This is a genomic window from Dyadobacter sp. HNCC25DJ185 (assembly GCF_056895195.1).
In genome coordinates this window covers 82837-100675 of the sequence record NZ_JBXHAR010000011.1, presented here as the reverse complement: position 1 = coordinate 100675, position 17839 = coordinate 82837, and the positions used below count along the sequence as shown (strand labels likewise).

The window sequence follows — 17839 nt, the reverse complement described above, 5'->3', positions numbered from 1 at the left end:
ATTAACTCCACTAAAAAATTGAATCCCGACTAGTTATGGAAGACGAGTTCCCTAAAAAAAGAAATGTCCGTCCTACTGAAAAGTCAAATTTACCCATTGTCACACTATTGGTTTTAGTTGTTTTGGTATTGGCGATGCTTTATGTGGGGTATGAATATATTTCCGACAGTTCGTCCAATTCAGAAGAACTTACTTCGGTTGTGGTGGATTCAACGCTCGAAGAAACAGTAGGAGAACCCATCACCGATGAGCCGGCGCCCGTGGAGAAGGTCAGCGAAGATGAAAAAGAGAAACCCAAAGAGTCTGCAAAAGAGGAAGTTAAAACACCTGCAAAAGAAGAAAAACCAAGCATATCCGCGGCGTCCATTGGAGGAGAGCAGATCACGCACACCGTTCAGAGCGGTGAGACTTTTTCGAGTATTGCGTCCAGATACAATTTAAAAACTGAAACCCTGCAAGGCTTAAATCCTTCTGTTTCCGATGTGAAAGCAGGTGTAACAAAACTAAAAATCCAAGTTAAAGCAGTTCACACAGTTGGCCCCGGCGATGTTTTGAGAGTGGTGGCGGGCAAATATGGCGTTAGCAAGGAAGCAATCATGAAAGCAAACGGCAAAACCCGCGATTTTTCCGAAAGAGGTGAGAAACTGATCATCCCTTTTCCCGATAGAAAATAAAAAGAAGCTATTCTTCAAACAAAGAATCCCGAGGCAATTCTGCTCCGGGATTTTCTTTGCACTTGATATGAGGATTTAGGAATAATCAGTTGCCGCCTGGGCCCGGTCCTCTGCCCCCGCCAAATCCACCAGGACGAAAACCGCCCCCATCTCCTTCGAAATCTCTTCTACGGTTATTGTCATTGGTGGGCATCTTACCAAAATTTTTCAGCGTGTAAGTGAATGTAAGCATCGCGTATTGTGTCAAAACGCGGTTGGTAACATCCTGAACATAAGTTTCCGTCACATTGCGGCTAATGCTGTTGTTTTGTTTCAGTATATCGAAAACCGTCAGCTTCAGTTCCCCCGCATTGTTTTTCAGGAACTTCTTGCCAACACTGGCATTCCATAGCGTAAAGTTCTGATTGTAACCAGCGCCGAGTCCGCGGTAAGATTGGTTATTGATATCCGATTGTATCACAAAACCCTTTCCAAAAATCCAGTTTACCCTACCGGATATTCCCTGTGTGTAATAATTGTTATTGATATTCGGCTGAATGGTGTTGCGCACAATGTTATAGTTACCAGAATAAGAAACCGTAAAATCGAGTTTCTCGCTGATGTTGCTGCTAATCACGAGCCCTTGCGAAACAGCATAGGTATTGGAAAAATTGGCAATGTTGTTGATCATCCCAGGCGATCTTACGTAGTTGAAACCGGTGGTTAAGTTTACATTCAACTTTAACGGCGCGACCGGCTTTCCATAAGCGAGGAATGTTCTTGCATTCCAGCTACCATCGACGTTAACCGGCGTGGTAAGTTTAGAGCCGCGTTCCAATACAATTCCATTTGGCAACGTAGTTGGTTCCTGGGCAATAAATGTGGAATTAACGATTGCGTTATTGGTTTGCGTTACAAACACCATCGCATTCAGACTGTATGGTCGTTTCGCCCCGGTCAGGGAATACCGGACATTAATGTTGTTACGATACTCCTGCTTCAGATTAGGGTTGCCCGCAGTCAATGACAACGGATTGCTGTTGTCGATCACATTCTGCAACTGTGAAATCGAAGGCTGGTTGGTCGAGCTGCGGAAAAACGCCCTGAACTGGGCACCTTCCCGTGAACGATAGTTCACCATAAAATTGGGCAGGAAATTAGTGAATGACTGGTCCACTTTATTATTGGTAGGTGCAAGCTGCTGGCTATACAAGCCAGTGTTCTGAAAATCGAGGCCAAAATTCGCAGACCAGCTGTTTTTACGGTACCGGTAGCCCAGTCCTGCGCGGTTTGTCACATACCGGTTATCAAAGTTATTAGTCAACAAAGTGTCGAGGTCCGAATAGGTGTTAGCATCAAAACTCATGTTGTACGTTTCCCGGCTGGAATTACTGTTACTGAGCGTCAGGCCATAATTGAACTGCAATTGGCCCGTATTGCTGATGGGCTCTGTGTAAATCAGGTTCCCTCCCCACGTGTTACCGCTGGACTTGGTATAACTTACCTGGTCGGTTGTGTCACCTTGTATCGCTGCGATTAACGAGTCCGGTGTAATCAGGTTATTGTAGTAGAGGTTTCTGGAATAAAGATATCTTGTCCCAGTCCTGTTGTTCAGCTGCGTATTGAGGTTTAAACTGATTGTGCGGCCTTTTTTCTCAAAGCTATGGCGGTATAAAACATCGTTCGTGAAGTTATATCCGTTGTTGAGATTGTGCTGTGTATTGTCGACGCCGTTTAGCTTGCTACCGCTCGCCAGCGTTGTCAACCCTGTTTTAGCGCTGTTTGATGTATTGTCCTGAAAACTAAGCCTTGGCGTAACAATCAGAGAATTATTGGGATTGATATTGTATTCAACGCGGAAATTCAGCCGGTGATTGGAGTTGACACTGGAGGTGCGGCTGCTCTCATTGTAAAACTGGTTACCCTGCCCGCCAGATATAAAATATTCCTGTTCGGTGGTCTGCGCATTGGTATTGCCGGTGCGGTTAAAAAAGTAACTTCCCGACACGTCCACCTTTTTGCCAAGCTTATTCGAGTAATTAAGACCGAAAGAATTGGTACCAGTGATCCCACTCTGGTTGCCCACCAGGAAGTTGTTGGCCGCTCCGCCGCCACCCGCATTACCCCTGCCCCCGCCGCCGGTGCTACCCGTTACTCCCAGCAAATCCTGGCTGGAGAAGTTCTGCATATTGATATTATTGCTCAGCCCGATCACCGAAATACGTTGATTACCTTTGAAAAAACTGATATTTCCGCCGGCCTGATAACGGTTATCCAACCCGTATCCCGCAAAAACTTTTCCGAACTGCCCCAATTTACGGTCCGCCTTTGTCACAATATTGATCGTCTTTTGCGCACTGCCATCGTCAAATCCGGTAAACTGGGCCTGATCACTGAGCTTGTCAAAAACTTCAATTTTATCGACGATTTCTGCTGGGAGGGATTTCAACGTAAGTGCGGCATCATCCCCAAAAAAAGGCTTTCCATCCACCAGAACCCGGTTCACAGTTTCTCCGTGCGCTGTCACCGTTCCGTTTGTCACCGTAATTCCGGGCATTTTCTGGATCAGGTCCTCTGTCGTTGCATCGGGGTTGGTTTTAAATGCGGCTGCATTGAATTGGGTGGTATCCCCTTTCTGTTCCATGGCAGTAACCTGCCCTATCACCTTCACCTCTTTCAGGTTGGCGACGGCCTCAGTCAGTTGTATCGTCCCCAGATCCAGGATGTCATTGCTGAGAGTAACTGTTCGGGAAAAGTCTTTGTAGCTGAGATAGGACACTTTTACCAGATAGGAAACCTGTTTGGTAAGGCCAGTAAAGGCAAATTTACCATTTACATCGGTCGTCACATATTCTGGTTTAGCATCCGGCGCATTGCGGCTTACCGCCACATAGGCGCCCACCACAGCGGAGTGATTGACGCTATCCAGAACCGTGCCGGTGATCTGCGCGTTTTGTGCTTCGGCAAAATTGGACAAGGTCAAGCCGACTAGCATCAGGGCGAACGATGTAATTCTGTTCATGATTTCTGTAAAGGTTTGTGCAGTTTAGAGGAGCACGCTTCGGAAAAGTTTAATCAAACTTTACAAGTTACCTTCACAATCGACGGAACAGTATCAGATCATAGATTAAATGATCCTTTTAACCGACGAAAAAAGTCGCATCAAGAATTGGTTGATCATCATTTAAGCCAGTCCTTTAAAAGTTCTTCATAATGCTCCAAAAATTCTGCATAAGCTTCTTTCAATTGAGGGAGGGCTTCGGATAAGGTGCTTGTATCGTTTGACTTAAGGCGCCACTCCGCATCCCTCGCAATCTCAGCAACCCGCGAAACGCCCACGGTCCCACCGCTGCCTTTCAATGTATGCAGGTTACTCTTCACAGTTGGTATATCATTGTGCTCATAAGCCTCCAAGGCACCCGCTACCAGGTCATTGGATTCGCTTACAAAATCTTCAAAAACGGACCACACCAGGTCCGCCCCGCCAATACTATTCAATTGATCGATGATTACTTTATCTAGGATAGGCAATGCAGGTTCTTGAACCGCTTCCCGAACCTTTTGATCGACGCCGCTGCCTAATTTTTGGCCCATTATCTCTTTTACTTTGTGTATCAGCGTCTGTGCCCGGATTGGTTTGGCTATATAGTCGTCCAATCCTTGGTTGATGAAGCGGTCTCGGTCTTCTTTCATGGAATATGCGGTCATGGCAACAATCGGGGGGAGCAGGTTAGGATATCTTTGTTTAAGCTCCTGCGAGGTTTGCACGCCGTCCATGTCCGGCATCTGAATATCCATAAAAATGATGTCATAGCTTTTCGCGCCCGACTGTTGCTGCGCCCCAACGATTTCGATCGCTTTAAATCCACTGTCGGCCAGATCCACCTGGCATCCGGATTTTTTCAGGATTTCATTCGCCACTTTCCTGTTTACCGCATTGTCGTCTACCAGGAGTATTTTAGGGTGGTATTCTGCAAATACATTCTCAATTTGCGTATCCTCAAACTGGGTGATCGTGCTGACTTGCGCAATCGTTGTTTCATGGGTCTCAAAGGTAAACCAGAAAGTACTCCCTTCCCCTACTGTCGACTCCACGCCAATATCACCATGCATCAGTGCCGTGAGCTGCTTGGAAATCACGAGGCCCAGCCCGGTCCCTCCAAACGACTTGCGTGAAGAATTATCCAATTGGGTGAAAGAAGTGAACAAAATCTGCTTATCCATCGCACTGATCCCTATTCCGGAATCCTTCACCTCTACTTTGATCTTATGTACAGGTCCGTTCCTTTCGATCAGCGTCAGGATCACTTTTACCGATCCGTTCTCGGTAAATTTCAATGCATTAGAAGTCAGGTTCGACAAGATCTGAAGGAGCCTGGTCTGATCAGCAATGATGAATTTCGGAATGTCATCGGCGATGTCATAGGTCAGCGTATTGTTTTTGCTTTTGGCTGTTTGCCCAAAAAGCGATACCAGCTTCAATAGCAGCTCTTCTGTTGCGATCGGCGCTTCATGCAGCTCCATTTTCCCGGCCTCAATTTTCGACAGATCCAGGATATCATTTAAAATGTTCAGCAAGGTCTCGGAAGAACGCTTGATGGTCAGCACATAATCCTTTTGCTCCACATTCAGCGGTGTTTCACCTAGCAGGTCAATCATGCCGATCACACCGTTCATTGGTGTTCGGATTTCATGGCTCATATTGGCCAAAAAGCCTTCCTTCACCTTCAGCGAACGCTCTGCATGCTCTTTGGCCTTTAATAACTCAAGTTCATTACGTTTCAATTCCGTAATGTCGCGCGCCAATACCGCCACCTCGGTTGGCTTTCCCTTGTCATTGGTGAACATGAGCATATTGATCATGAACTGGCGCTCCGTTCCATCCTTGCGGAACATGGTGATTTCAAAATTCCGCAGGCTCTTGGTTTTTCTTAGCCGGATCAGTGCTGAGTGTATCTTCTTTCTGTCCTGGAAAAACTCGGTCACTTTGTGTCCGATAACTTCCGCAGGAAGGTAACCAAGCCTTTTCAGCACCGATTGGCTGATCATGGTGATTTCGCCCTCCCGGTTGATCCTGCAATAAATATCCTGCAGGTTTTCAAAAATCCCTCTGAAAAGCTCCTCACTGTGTCTGAGTGAAAGTTCCGCCTCTTTTCTTCTTGTAATATCCCTCGCAATCCCCGAAACCTCCTCAATCATTCCATCCGCATAATGGATTGGATTGAGATAAAATTCGAGCCACATTTCCCCTCCGTCTTTCCGGTCGATCCTGAATTCAAAGTATTGTGGCTCACCCCGCAGCGCCTGACGGTACTTGGTTTCGAGCGTTCTGCGGTTGTTGTTCCCGACCATCCGCCAGCCGAATTTCTCAGCACTGGATTGTAGTGAGGGCCTTACCCCCAGCTGGTTCTGGATCAGATCGGCATAGTTCCTGTTGAAGGATGTTAACTGCAATGATTTGTTTACCGACCAGATCAAATGAGAGCTGCTGTCAAAAATCGCATTAAGCCTAGCGACATATTTGCTTAGTTCCTCTTCACTTTGCTTCCTGGCGATTGCCATGGCTACCTGGCCGGAGATAAATTCAAGCAGTTCCAGATCACGGGTATCGAACATATTAGGATCGTCGTAGGATTTGACTCCGATGATCCCCGTAACCCGGTCTCCGATCCGCAACGGCACACAGAGCAATAGCTTCGGCGTCACCCCATACAGATACAGGCTATTGGTCTTGGCAAGCTGCTCAATGTTTTCATCCGAAAGAAACAGCGGCTTGTTGGATGCAATGGCATATTCTGTAAGTCCATTGCCCAGCTTACGCTTGGTGAAACGTACATTTCCCTGAAAATACTGGTCGACGTAATATGGAAAATAGATGTAACTTTTACTTGGATCGTAAAGTGCAATAAAGAAGTTTTTGACATCGATGATCTTCCCGAGCTCTTCGTGTATACTTTGGTAAAAATCATCCAGGTTCTGCGTGTTAACTGTCCAGTTCGCAATGCTGTAATAAAGATTTTGCGCCTTTTCAGCTCTTATTTTTTCTGTGAAATCATTTAATATACATCTGAACGCTGTGGGTTTTCCGTTGTCGTAGCGGCAATTGACACTTCCAGAGACAAAAACCTTCCGACCCTCCCGGCTCAAAAAGACTGCCTCAAAATTTGGGTTTGCATTTCCCAGCTCGATTAGCCTGAGCTGTTCCAGTGCTCCCTCCTTATACTGAGGATGAAGGATATCCTCCATGCGCATGGAAGCAATCTCGTCGAGCCCGTATCCCAGCACTTCCCGCCAGGCTTTATTCACAAATATGAACTTGCCGTCGATCGCTACCAGCTGGATCAGATCACTGGTATTATCAACAAGGTCCTGCAATTGTGAATTGGATTTGGCAATAGACGACTCCATTCTCCGGCGCCGGGTGATATCATCTCCCACCAATGTTACGCACTCAACGTCGCCCTGCTCCTGATGCATCAGCACCGAGTTGATCGAAAATGTCCGCAATGTCCCTTTTTGAGCAAGAAACGGAATTTCTCTCTGTTCCAATTTACGTTTTCCCTGTATACCTTCTTCCAGCATCTGCCGCACTTCATATTCTTCTTCCTTTGGAATAAGCTTTTCGAATATACTGTGACCAACCAGGTCGGACTCCTGCCACCCTGTTTTCATTAAAGCGTGCGCGCTAATGTTACGGATCGTAAAGTCGGGCGAAAAGGTGATCCCAATCAGGTTTAAATGCTGAAGTGTTGCGTGTATAGTTTGCCAGTCAGCGTGGGATAAAATCATTTCCATGGTATCAGGATAATCTCAAATTTACTTTTGCTCCGATTCTTTATTCGATAAATCTACGAATTAAGCCTTAATTTTGATCCGTGAAAATGAATTATAAAAACAGGGACGAGTCCAGGGTTAGGGCAAAAAAACACCTTGGACAACACTTTTTAAAAGACCTGAATGTTGCTCAACGAATCGTAGACGGGCTAACCGGCCATGGTGGTTACGACCGCGTGCTCGAGATAGGGCCGGGAATGGGAGTCTTAACCCAGTTTCTTCTTGGCAGGGCCGATTTTGCTACATATGTAATCGAAATTGATACCGAGTCGGTGGCCTATCTGCAAAAGAATTATGCGGAGCTTTCACCGCGTATCATCGAAGGCGATTTTCTCAAATTCAATCCCGAGGATTCGTTTCCAGGCATCTTCGCGATCATTGGCAATTTTCCATATAATATCTCTTCGCAGATTTTCTTCCGGGCATTGCAGATCAGGGACAGGATCCCGGAAATTGTGTGTATGTTACAAAAAGAAGTAGCGCAAAGAATCGCTTCGCCGCCGGGCAACAAGGATTATGGGATTCTGAGTGTATTACTCCAAGCTTTTTATGACATTGATTACCTTATCACTGTCCCTCCTGGAGCGTTTGACCCACCACCCAAAGTCCAGTCGGGCGTGATAAGGCTGAGGCGTAACGGAGTGGCGGCATTGGATTGCGACGAGAAATTGTTTTTCAGGGTTGTTAAAACAGCATTTAACCAAAGGAGAAAAACACTAAGGAACGCCTTGAAACCAATAGGCGAATTTCCCGACCATCCATTGCTGACCAAGCGTGCGGAACAGTTAAGTGTCAGCGACTTCGTTTTCCTGACGAAGATTGCGGAAAGTCTGGTCGGATAAGTGCCACATTCCCAAATTTGAAAAGCTGCAAGCCAAACCGCTTAAAACCAACGACTGTAAGCCAGTCGAAAATTGCTAAAAAGCTGTCGAATCATGACTTTTGAATTAACTCAGCTATACGTAGACCACATCGAGGAACTGATTGAGAAACAGGATTCTGAGTCCATCCGATCAGAAATGGAGAACCTTTTCCCCGCTGATATTACCAGTTTGTTATATGAACTTGAAACCGGTAGCGCCAAATTCCTGATCAGTCAGCTGAACGTTGAAACCGGGGCTGCGATCCTGGCGGATATGGACCCCAGTGAGCGGCGTGAATTCCTGAAAGCCTTCACTTCTGAGGAAATATCACATTTCGTGAATCTTTTCGATTCGGATGATGCCGTGGATTTGCTTAATGAACAGCCCATCCGTGTCAGGGAAGAAGTGATCGCTTTGCTGGAAGACCGGGAACAGGCACGGTTTATCCTGGATCTTTTGCATTATGACGAAGATGTCGCGGGTGGTTTGATGCAGAAAGAGCTGGTGAAGGCCAACGTAAACTGGAATGTGAATCAATGCATTGAGGAGCTGCGCAAACAGGCCGAGGATGTCGGGAAAGTTTACGCGGTTTATGTAGTGGACGATTTCGGAAAATTGCATGGCATCCTTTCGCTCAAGAAAATTGTACTCGCGCATAAGAACACTAAAATCGAAAGTCTTTATGATAAGGACGTCATTTTCGTGGAAACCTACCGGCCAGCCGAAGAGGTGGCCGAACTGATGCAGCGGTATGACCTTGATGCACTGCCCGTCGTGAATGTACAGGGCAAGTTGTTGGGAAGGATTACCATTGATGACGTGATTGACGTGATCACCGACCAGGCGAGTTCGGATACCTTGGCGATGGCGGGTATCACTGGTGATGTGGAAGAAGATGACACGATCTGGCAGCAAACGAAAGCACGCCTTCCGTGGCTGCTGGTAGGTATTATGGGAGGTATCCTGGCCGCTAAATTCATCAGTTTTTTTGAAGGTGACCTTAAGATTATTCCGGCTATGGCCGCCTTTATCCCTATTATCGGTTCAACAGGCGGGAACGTGGGAATCCAGACCTCCTCGATTATTCTGCAGAGCCTTGCGGATAAAACAGGATTGGATACTACCGTAGGTCAGAGATTAATCAGGATGTTCGCGGTCGCATCTATCAACGGCATCATTATCAGCTGTGTTGTTTTTGGATTTAACTTACTGATAGGAAATGATTTACAGCTAGCCTTGGTGGTATCTACCGCACTGATGTCCGTCGTTTTCCTGGCTTCGTTCATGGGTACGATCACGCCGATCTTCCTTGAAAAAATCGGTATCAACCCCGCCGTCGCCTCGGGTCCATTCATCACAACGGCCAATGACCTGATCGGTTACGGGGTTTACTTCGGGCTCGCCCATGTGTTGCTGAAACTCTAAACAACTGGCATCAACACTCACTAAGGCTGATGGGGATATTGACTGCGAGGCCCCCTTCGGAAGTTTCCTTGTAACGGTGGTTCATATCCAATGCCGTTTGCCACATCGTCTGCACCACATTGTCCAGAGAAACTTTCGCATCCTGCGGGTTGCTTTGCAAGGCAAGTTGCGACGCCGTTATGGCCTTGATCGCGCCCATTGTATTTCTCTCGATACATGGGATCTGGACCAGTCCGGCTACGGGGTCACAGGTCAGGCCCAGGTGATGCTCCATAGCGATTTCTGCAGCCATCAGGCATTGTTCCACCGTCCCGCCCGAGACTTGGGTAAGTCCGGCAGCGGCCATGGCAGACGAAACCCCGATCTCTGCCTGGCAACCACCCATTGCTGCCGATATCGTGGCGCCTTTTTTGAATATGCTGCCTATTTCACCGGCGGTGAGCAAAAATCTGAAAATATCCTCACTGGTTCCGCCACAAAAAGTTAAGTGAAATTGCAGAACGGCGGGAATCACCCCGGCAGCCCCGTTCGTTGGGGCGGTGACAACCCTGCTGTACGATGCATTTTCCTCATTAACTGCCAATGCGAAGCAGCTAACCCAGTCCAATGTGTAATTGAACCCCGCGCCCCCTTTCCGAATTGATTCAACCCATTCGTCGCATCCAACGCACATCACGCCTCTCAGCAACTTTTGATTTAAGGCAGCAGCGCGGCGCTGAACGTGCAGCCCGCCCGGAAGTATACCCTTATTCTGGCAACCATGGAAGATACTTTCCTGCATCACATGCCAGATATTCATCAGCTCTTTTCGTACGGTTTGCTCGTCCCGCCATACTTTTTCGTTTTCCAAAACCAGTTCCCAAATCTCCTTTCCGGATATCCGGTGCCATTGGAGAAGATCCGAGGCATAGTCAACGGGATAAGGTAAGGTTATCGGTTTGGTAATCGCATCGTCGCTTTCACCTTCCTGGATTACAAAGCCGCCGCCGATGGAGTAATAGGTTTCCTGAAAATTGCCACATGGGCCGCAATCCGCAACAAATGTGAGACCATTAGGATGAAAGGGCAGAGATTCCGATTTGTGAAAAATCACGTCTTGCTTGGGAGAAAAGCCAATTTTCATTTTCCCGTGAAGAAGGGTACTTTCAGTGGCCGCAATATCAGAAAGGATCTTATCAATGGCGCCCGTCTCGACAGTTACCGGATCATAGCCGCTCAGGCCCAGAATAACCGCTATGTCGGTACCGTGCCCCTTTCCTGTTTTTGCCAAAGATCCATACAGGTGCACCTGAACCGAATGCACTTTGGGCAGCCCTACCGAAAGGGCTAGCTTTTGTAAAAAGAGCTGTGCAGCCCGCCAAGGCCCAAGCGTATGAGAACTGGAAGGCCCAATCCCAATTTTAAAGATATCAAAAACGGATATGCGTTCTTCTTTCATGATGCTGTTGTAACCGGTGCCAGGCAAACAATTACCTTCCGACATTCTCGCTATTCATCGCTACAATGTACAACCCTTCCTTTAACCTTGCCACATTTATTTTCTGCTCCTGCTTTTCACAATTTCAAGAGCAGTTGTTTGGCCATGACTTAGGATTTGTATCCCACTTTTGATCTTTAGCATGCATAAGTTTCGTAGCTTATCAATCCTTTTTTAGCCCGCGAGACGTTGCAAATGGCCAAATAGAGTTATTTTGGCATTCAGGTTATATTTTGTCACAAGCTATTTTCTATGATTGCAGTAATTCAGCGGGTTAGCAGCGCATCAGTAACTATTGAAGAAAAAATTCATGGAACGATTGAAAATGGCTTTCTGATCCTACTGGGAATAACCCATCTGGATAATACGGACGATATTGAGTGGTTAGGCAAGAAAATTGTCGGACTGCGCGTATTTGGGGACAGCGAGGGGAAAATGAATCTCGATTTAAAGATGACAAATGGAAACATCCTTTTGATAAGCCAGTTTACACTTCATGCGAGTACAAAAAAAGGAAACCGCCCATCTTTTATTGAAGCTGCGAGGCCGGAAGTCGCCCTACCTTTATATGAAAAAATGATCCGGTTTTTGGAACAAGAACTCGGAAAACCTATCCAATGCGGCCGATTCGGGGCTGATATGAAGGTTGCTTTGCTCAATGATGGCCCTGTCACGATCATCATCGATTCAAAAAACCGAATTTAACTTCTGCTCATATATTAAATTACTCAGTAACTAAATCTCAGTCAAAATGTCATTAGATGAAGCCCAGAAACAGGTCGATAGTTGGATTAAAACCTATGGGGTCCGCTACTTTTCGGAATTGACCAACATGGCTATCCTCACGGAAGAAGTCGGAGAATTGGCGAGGATCATGGCGCGAACATATGGCGACCAATCATTTAAGAAATCTGATCTCGGTAAGGACCTGGGAGACGAAATGGCCGATGTGCTATGGGTGTTGATATGTCTCGCCAATCAAACAGGCATCAACCTGACTGAGGCATTTGAAAAGAATCTTGAGAAAAAAACCGCCCGGGACAAAGACAGGCACAAGGAAAATCCCAGATTGGGCTAGGCAAAAAAAACAGGGCCCGATTTCTCTGGCCCTGTTTTAGACGTATTTCCTTATCAGGATTACATATCAAGTAACAACCGCATGGGATCCTCCAAAAGCTGCTTAACCCTAACCAGGAAGCTAACCGAATCTTTTCCGTCTATCGTGCGGTGATCATAGGAAAGCGCCACGTACATAATCGGACGAATTACGATCTGACCTTCCACAACTACGGGGCGTTCCACAATGTTATGCATACCCAGAATGGCCGATTGAGGCGCATTGATGATCGGGGTCGACATCATGGAACCGAAAGTTCCGCCATTGGTGATGGTGAAAGTTCCGCCGGTCATTTCATCAAGTCCCAGCTTTCCGTCACGTGCGCGCACCGCCAGGCGAACGATTTCTTTCTCTATTGCTGCAAATGACAATGTCTCCGCATTACGAATCACAGGAACAACCAATCCGCGCGGTGTCGATACTGCCACTGAAATATCGCTGAAATCATTGTAAACCAATTCATCTCCATCAATGCTGGCGTTCACAACCGGGAAATCCTTCAGCGCAACGGTAACCGCTTTTACAAAGAAAGACATAAAGCCCAGACCCACTTCATGTTTCTCTTTGAATTTGTCCTTGAATTTAGAGCGCAGATCCATGACAGGCTTCATATCCACTTCATTAAAAGTGGTGAGCATTGCCGTTTCGTTCTTCACAGCCACCAATCGGCGGGCGATCGTTTTACGAAGTGAAGACATCTTTTCGCGACGCTGATTTCTGGAACCGGGTACCACAGGTGCCAGGGCCGTCTTAGCAGGTGCGCTGGCAGTTTGAGGAGCAGCCGCCGGAGCAGCTGGTTTACTTCCCGCTTTCAGAGCATCGTCCTTCATGATTTTGCCACCCGAACCGGACCCGTTTACATCTTTCGGGTCTATTCCTTTTTCTGCCAGGATTTTAGCGGCAACTGGTGATGCATGTTTCTCTGTAAAACTCTTATCTGTCGAAGCTGGCGCCGAAGTGGGTGCCGCCGCAGCAGCAGGTTGAGATGTAGCGCCTTGGACTACCGCCCCCTGCTCGATCGTGCAGATTACGGCACCGATCGCCAGTGTTTCTCCTTCCTTACCAATGATTTTCAAAGTACCGGCTGCCTCAGCGGGTAATTCGAATGTCGCTTTATCCGACTCTAGCTCGCAAAGAATTTCGTCCACTTCTACGTGGTCACCATCTTTTTTGCTCCATGAAGCAATGGTAACCTCGGTAATAGACTCTCCTACCGCCGGAACTTTCATTTCATATTTTTTGCCAGAAGTTGTAACCGGGGCTACCGATACAGGCTCAGCAGCCTTATCCTCGATCTTTTCTGCGGCAGGTTCAACTGGTTCTGTTTCTTCTGGAGTGGCCGTTTCCTGTTTGGGAGTGCTGGGCTGAGAAACGCCGTTTGATGATTCAATGGTTGCAATCATATCGCCAATGTTCAGTGTGTCGCCTTCCTGAGCCTTGATATGCAAAATACCTTCTGCTTCCGCGGTCAACTCAAATGTTGCTTTATCTGAATCAAGCCCGCAAATGACCTCATCCATTTTTACAAAATCGCCATCATTTTTGAACCAGTTTCCAATGGTAACTTCGGTAATTGACTCGCCAACAGGCGGTACTTTTATTTCAATTTCAGCCATTTTATGTGCAATCTTGTTTTCGAATTTGTCTAAAATTTATAGGAAAATCATTCAAAAGCTCTGTTAATAATCTCAGCCTGTTCCTTAGCGTGGATTTTGGAAAATCCGGTTGACGGTGACGCGCTGGACTGCCTGGCAATCACTTCCAATGGTTTCGTTCCTTTGTACATTCTGAGCATAAATGTCCAGCCACCCATATTGAATGGCTCTTCCTGTACCCAATACACTTTTGCGTTCGGGTACTTGCTGAGATGTGCATCAACCTGGCTCTGCGGGAAGGGATGCATTTGTTCAAGACGAATAATCGCGACATCGTCCCTTTTATCTGTCTGCTGTTTTTCGAAAAGTTCGTAATAAAGCTTGCCGGTGCACAACAACACCTTTTTAACCTTTTCAGGATTTGCGAACGTATCCCCTATTGTTTCTTGGAATGAGCCATGTACCAGACTTTCCATCGGCGAAACACATAACGGATGTCTCAGCATTGATTTCGGCGACATCACGATCAGCGGTTTCCTGAACGGGAATTTCAACTGCCTGCGGAGCAGGTGGAAGAAGTTAGCCGGGGTAGTGACGTTAGCCACGATAATGTTATAATTGGCCGAAAGCTGCAGATAACGCTCCGGGCGGGCATTGGAGTGTTCCGGCCCCTGACCTTCGTATCCGTGCGGTAGTAACATGACCAGGCCAGTCCAGCGATCCCATTTGGTTTCGCTTGAAGTGACAAACTGATCGATGATTACCTGCGTGCCATTCGCGAAGTCACCAAACTGCGCCTCCCAGATTACCAACGCGTTAGGGTTAGCCATGGAATACCCAAATTCAAACCCCAGGACACCATATTCGGAAAGTAACGAGTTATAGATCATGAAAGGCCCCTGTCCTTCCTGAATGTGCTGAAGATTACTGTAAGGAGCGTTGGTCTCCACGTCCCGAAGCACTGCGTGGCGGTGTGAAAAAGTACCACGCTGTACATCCTGGCCGCTCAACCTTACGATGTTCCCTTCAACGAGGATTGAACCGTAAGCCAGTAACTCGGCGGTAGCCCAGTTTACCTCCTTTTTATCAAAAATCATCTGCTCACGATCTTTGAGCAGCTTGTCAATTTGTTTCAACCTGTTGAAATTCTCAGGAGTTGAAATCAATGCCTTACCTATTTTTTCAAGCGTTTCGAGGGGTACGCCTGTCTCGGGGGACTTCTCAAAATCCTCAGGCTTTGATTTGCGCAGGCTATGCCATTCCTGTTCTAGTTTGGGAAGCGTATAGGGCAGCGCTTTTTGCTTCACCATGTCCAAACGTTCTTGCAGGAGTTGCTTGAACTCCTTATCCATGTTAGCCGCCAGTTGGGCGTCCACATCACCGCGTTCTGCCAAAGTCTTTTGATAGATTTCGCGGGGATTTTGATGATTTTCAATGGATTTATATAAAACCGGCTGTGTGAATTTGGGTTCGTCCGCCTCATTATGACCGTGACGACGGTAGCAAACCATATCAATGAAGATATCCTTATTGAATTTCTGACGGTATTCTACAGCCAGACGCATACAAAACACAACAGCCTCCGGATCATCACCGTTCACATGCAAAACCGGCGCGTCAACAATCTTAGCAATATCGGTACAGTAGATGCTCGATCTCGCATCGATAAAATCCGTAGTGAAACCAACCTGGTTGTTAATTACAAAGTGGATGGTACCACCGGTATAATAACCATTCAATGCAGACATTTGTGTAACCTCGTACACAATCCCCTGGCCTGCAACGGCGGCGTCACCGTGTATCAGCACTGGCAGAACGCGGTCGTAGTCACTATCGTACATGCCGTCGGCCCTTGCCCGGATATATCCCTCTACAACAGGGTTAACGGCCTCCAAGTGTGATGGGTTAGGAGCCAGTTTAAGATGTACTTTGTTCCCTTCTTTGGTGGTGATCTGGCTGGCAAAGCCCATGTGGTATTTCACATCACCGTCGCCCCAAACCTGGTCAGGTAAGTTGCCTTCGAATTCGTTAAAGATCTGCCCGTAGGTTTTTTGCATGACATTCGCGAGAACGTTCAGACGTCCGCGGTGTGCCATCCCGATCATCACTTCCACCACACCCATTTCTGCAGCTTTGTTGATCATCGCATCCAGGGCAGGAATGGTCGTTTCCCCCCCTTCCAGCGAGAAGCGTTTCTGACCAAGGTATTTGGTATGAAGAAAGTTTTCAAAAACAACCGCCTCATTGAGTTTAGAAAGAATATGCTTTTTCTCATCGATGGAGAATGTCATATTCAAAGCTTCCTTCTCAATTTTCTTGCGAAGCCAGCTTTTCTGTTCACGGTCCCGGATATACAGATATTCGAACCCGATGTTTCTGGTATAGATCGTTTTGAGTGAATCGACGATCTCGCGTAGTGTTGCGGGACGTCCAAAAACTTCAACCCCAGCCTCGAAAACTGTTTCCAGATCCTCCTGACCTAAGTTAAAATCTGCGATATCCAATTGCGGCTGGCGGTCTTTTCGCTTTTGTATCGGATTCGTCGTGGCCATTAAGTGACCCCTGGAACGGTATCCACGAATCAGGTGCACGACTTCCATTTCCTTGCGGATACGGGAAGGATCTACTTTTGAAATTGTGGCTGCTTCTTTGCCATTTGCAGCACCGTTTGTATGGCCGTTACCGTTAACGGGGTACTTTTGAAAAAAGTCGTAACCTTCAAAAAATTTCTGCCAGCCTTCATCAACTGAAGCTGGATCTTGCTTATAGGAATTATATAATTCGTCAATATAAGCGGCGTCGGAATTTGCTATATAAGTGTATTTATCCATCACAAAAGTGAATATTTCATTTACCGCACAAAGGTACGAGAGTTATGTAAACATTACGAATAAAATCGTCTTTTAACTTAGGTCAAAACGCGATTTACGGCGGTTTGATTCGCCTAGTATTTCTGGAATCCTTTCGGGTTGGGGATAAATTTCAGCATCAGTTCATGAATACCTTTTGGCCCTGAATAAGACGTATTAATCTGTTCCACTTGCCTCGTACTATAAAAATATCCCAGCCTGACATTCTTTCCCACCTGGACTTCGGCCGTTAACTGCAGGTAGTTCACTTTCGCCGAAAAAGCGTTGTAGCCACCTCCGACCCGGTAGGAAGCCCCTATCCCCACTCTTTCGTTAAACCAGAAACGCGAACCAAAATCGACACGCAGTTTGTGGTCCTTTTCCTGAATAACCAGTATATGCGGAAGCATCATTACGTCTTCGCTGAGATCGTGGCTTCCACCCGCCATGATATATAAAGGTCGTCGGTAGAAATTGTTGATGGCTTGGTTGCCAAACGATTGTGAAAGAAGTTCTGGTTTTGAGATACCCAGATAAAGCTGGTCCGAACGCAGCCAGGCGCCCAGCCCGAAGCTACCCAACGCGCGGTTTGTACTATTATACGACAGGTCCGAAACGGGCAAAACATTAATCCCTCCTTGCGCGCCTAAGCCCAATTTCCAGTCATCAGAAATCCCCAGGTGAAAAGCAAAGCTCGCCGAAAGGCCCGTGGTGGTGAAATAGCTGGTCTGGTCATTCAGCGCCTGAAAGCCAACACCGTATCTGCCAGAGCCGAAAGTTCCGTCTGCCGCGAATGTCTGGCTGGACGGAGAATTGGGGATATTAAACCACTTTCTGCGAAACATGGCAGTCATATTGAAATCTTCCCTCGCCCCTGTGAATCCAGGATTAATGGCCATCGGGTTTTGGACATACTGCTCATAGAGGACTTCCCGTTGCGCAAACGCGGTTAACCCCGAAATCCCCATCATCACGACCAACCATAACCTGATCAATATGCAATGTGTGTTCATCATACATGATTTT

Annotated in this window: 11 protein-coding genes; 5 read left to right on the top strand and 6 right to left on the bottom strand. The window is 46.9% G+C overall.

From position 1 onward, the window contains the following. Nucleotides 1-35 precede the first annotated feature (35 nt). A complete protein-coding gene (locus tag AC1XUF_RS27040) occupies nucleotides 36-674 on the top strand; it encodes a LysM peptidoglycan-binding domain-containing protein (RefSeq protein WP_483344984.1) in 639 nt (212 codons plus the stop codon). 85 nt (nucleotides 675-759) lie between these two features. On the opposite strand, the gene AC1XUF_RS27035 is transcribed toward AC1XUF_RS27040, so the two are convergent. Continuing rightward, the gene (locus AC1XUF_RS27035; RefSeq protein ID WP_483344983.1) at nucleotides 760-3675 is read right to left on the bottom strand and encodes a TonB-dependent receptor domain-containing protein; all 2916 of its coding nucleotides are present in this window, start codon (nucleotides 3673-3675) and stop codon (nucleotides 760-762) included. A 158-nt stretch (nucleotides 3676-3833) separates the two neighbouring features. Beyond that, nucleotides 3834-7448: a PAS domain S-box protein gene (locus tag AC1XUF_RS27030; RefSeq protein WP_483344982.1), complete on the bottom strand. Its 3615-nt coding sequence runs from the start codon at nucleotides 7446-7448 to the stop codon at nucleotides 3834-3836. An 86-nt stretch (nucleotides 7449-7534) separates the two neighbouring features. Between AC1XUF_RS27030 and rsmA the strand changes: the two genes are divergently transcribed. Further along, nucleotides 7535-8329, top strand: coding sequence for a 16S rRNA (adenine(1518)-N(6)/adenine(1519)-N(6))-dimethyltransferase RsmA (gene rsmA / locus AC1XUF_RS27025; protein WP_483344981.1), 795 nt, complete (start codon nucleotides 7535-7537; stop codon nucleotides 8327-8329). A 93-nt stretch (nucleotides 8330-8422) separates the two neighbouring features. Further along, complete coding sequence (gene mgtE, locus AC1XUF_RS27020; protein ID WP_483344980.1) at nucleotides 8423-9775, top strand: magnesium transporter; 1353 nt, start codon at nucleotides 8423-8425, stop codon at nucleotides 9773-9775. A 10-nt stretch (nucleotides 9776-9785) separates the two neighbouring features. On the opposite strand, the gene AC1XUF_RS27015 is transcribed toward mgtE, so the two are convergent. Further along, nucleotides 9786-11213, bottom strand: a complete 1428-nt coding sequence (locus AC1XUF_RS27015; RefSeq protein WP_483344979.1) for an L-serine ammonia-lyase — start codon at nucleotides 11211-11213, stop codon at nucleotides 9786-9788. A 291-nt stretch (nucleotides 11214-11504) separates the two neighbouring features. Here AC1XUF_RS27015 and dtd point away from each other — a divergent pair, with 291 nt between their 5' ends. Next, nucleotides 11505-11957, top strand: a complete 453-nt coding sequence (gene dtd, locus AC1XUF_RS27010) for a D-aminoacyl-tRNA deacylase (protein ID WP_483344978.1) — start codon at nucleotides 11505-11507, stop codon at nucleotides 11955-11957. A 46-nt stretch (nucleotides 11958-12003) separates the two neighbouring features. Further along, nucleotides 12004-12330: a nucleotide pyrophosphohydrolase gene (locus AC1XUF_RS27005; RefSeq protein ID WP_483344977.1), complete on the top strand. Its 327-nt coding sequence runs from the start codon at nucleotides 12004-12006 to the stop codon at nucleotides 12328-12330. A 59-nt stretch (nucleotides 12331-12389) separates the two neighbouring features. Here the strand turns inward: AC1XUF_RS27005 and odhB are convergent, their stop codons facing one another. The 3 genes from odhB to AC1XUF_RS26990 all read right to left on the bottom strand — a co-directional run bounded on the left by odhB (nucleotide 12390) and on the right by AC1XUF_RS26990 (nucleotide 17829). Next, entirely contained in the window at nucleotides 12390-13985 is a 1596-nt protein-coding gene (odhB, locus tag AC1XUF_RS27000; protein ID WP_483344976.1) for a 2-oxoglutarate dehydrogenase complex dihydrolipoyllysine-residue succinyltransferase, read from the bottom strand. Between the two features lie 47 nt (nucleotides 13986-14032). Further along, nucleotides 14033-16795, bottom strand: a complete 2763-nt coding sequence (locus AC1XUF_RS26995) for a 2-oxoglutarate dehydrogenase E1 component (protein ID WP_483344975.1) — start codon at nucleotides 16793-16795, stop codon at nucleotides 14033-14035. A 113-nt stretch (nucleotides 16796-16908) separates the two neighbouring features. Continuing rightward, nucleotides 16909-17829 carry a PorP/SprF family type IX secretion system membrane protein gene (locus AC1XUF_RS26990; protein WP_483344974.1) on the bottom strand — a complete coding sequence of 307 codons (921 nt, stop codon included), beginning with the start codon at nucleotides 17827-17829 and terminating at the stop codon, nucleotides 16909-16911. Nucleotides 17830-17839 lie beyond the last annotated feature (10 nt).

Coding starts and splice junctions, on each gene's coding strand:
- AC1XUF_RS27005 (WP_483344977.1), top strand. CDS start 12,004: ATGTCATTAGATGAAGCCCAGAAACAGGTCGATAGTTGGATTAAAACC.
- AC1XUF_RS27040 (WP_483344984.1), top strand. CDS start 36: ATGGAAGACGAGTTCCCTAAAAAAAGAAATGTCCGTCCTACTGAAAAG.
- rsmA (WP_483344981.1), top strand. CDS start 7,535: ATGAATTATAAAAACAGGGACGAGTCCAGGGTTAGGGCAAAAAAACAC.
- AC1XUF_RS27030 (WP_483344982.1), bottom strand. CDS start 7,448: ATGGAAATGATTTTATCCCACGCTGACTGGCAAACTATACACGCAACA.
- AC1XUF_RS26990 (WP_483344974.1), bottom strand. CDS start 17,829: ATGATGAACACACATTGCATATTGATCAGGTTATGGTTGGTCGTGATG.
- AC1XUF_RS26995 (WP_483344975.1), bottom strand. CDS start 16,795: ATGGATAAATACACTTATATAGCAAATTCCGACGCCGCTTATATTGAC.
- dtd (WP_483344978.1), top strand. CDS start 11,505: ATGATTGCAGTAATTCAGCGGGTTAGCAGCGCATCAGTAACTATTGAA.
- odhB (WP_483344976.1), bottom strand. CDS start 13,985: ATGGCTGAAATTGAAATAAAAGTACCGCCTGTTGGCGAGTCAATTACC.
- mgtE (WP_483344980.1), top strand. CDS start 8,423: ATGACTTTTGAATTAACTCAGCTATACGTAGACCACATCGAGGAACTG.
- AC1XUF_RS27015 (WP_483344979.1), bottom strand. CDS start 11,213: ATGAAAGAAGAACGCATATCCGTTTTTGATATCTTTAAAATTGGGATT.
- AC1XUF_RS27035 (WP_483344983.1), bottom strand. CDS start 3,675: ATGAACAGAATTACATCGTTCGCCCTGATGCTAGTCGGCTTGACCTTG.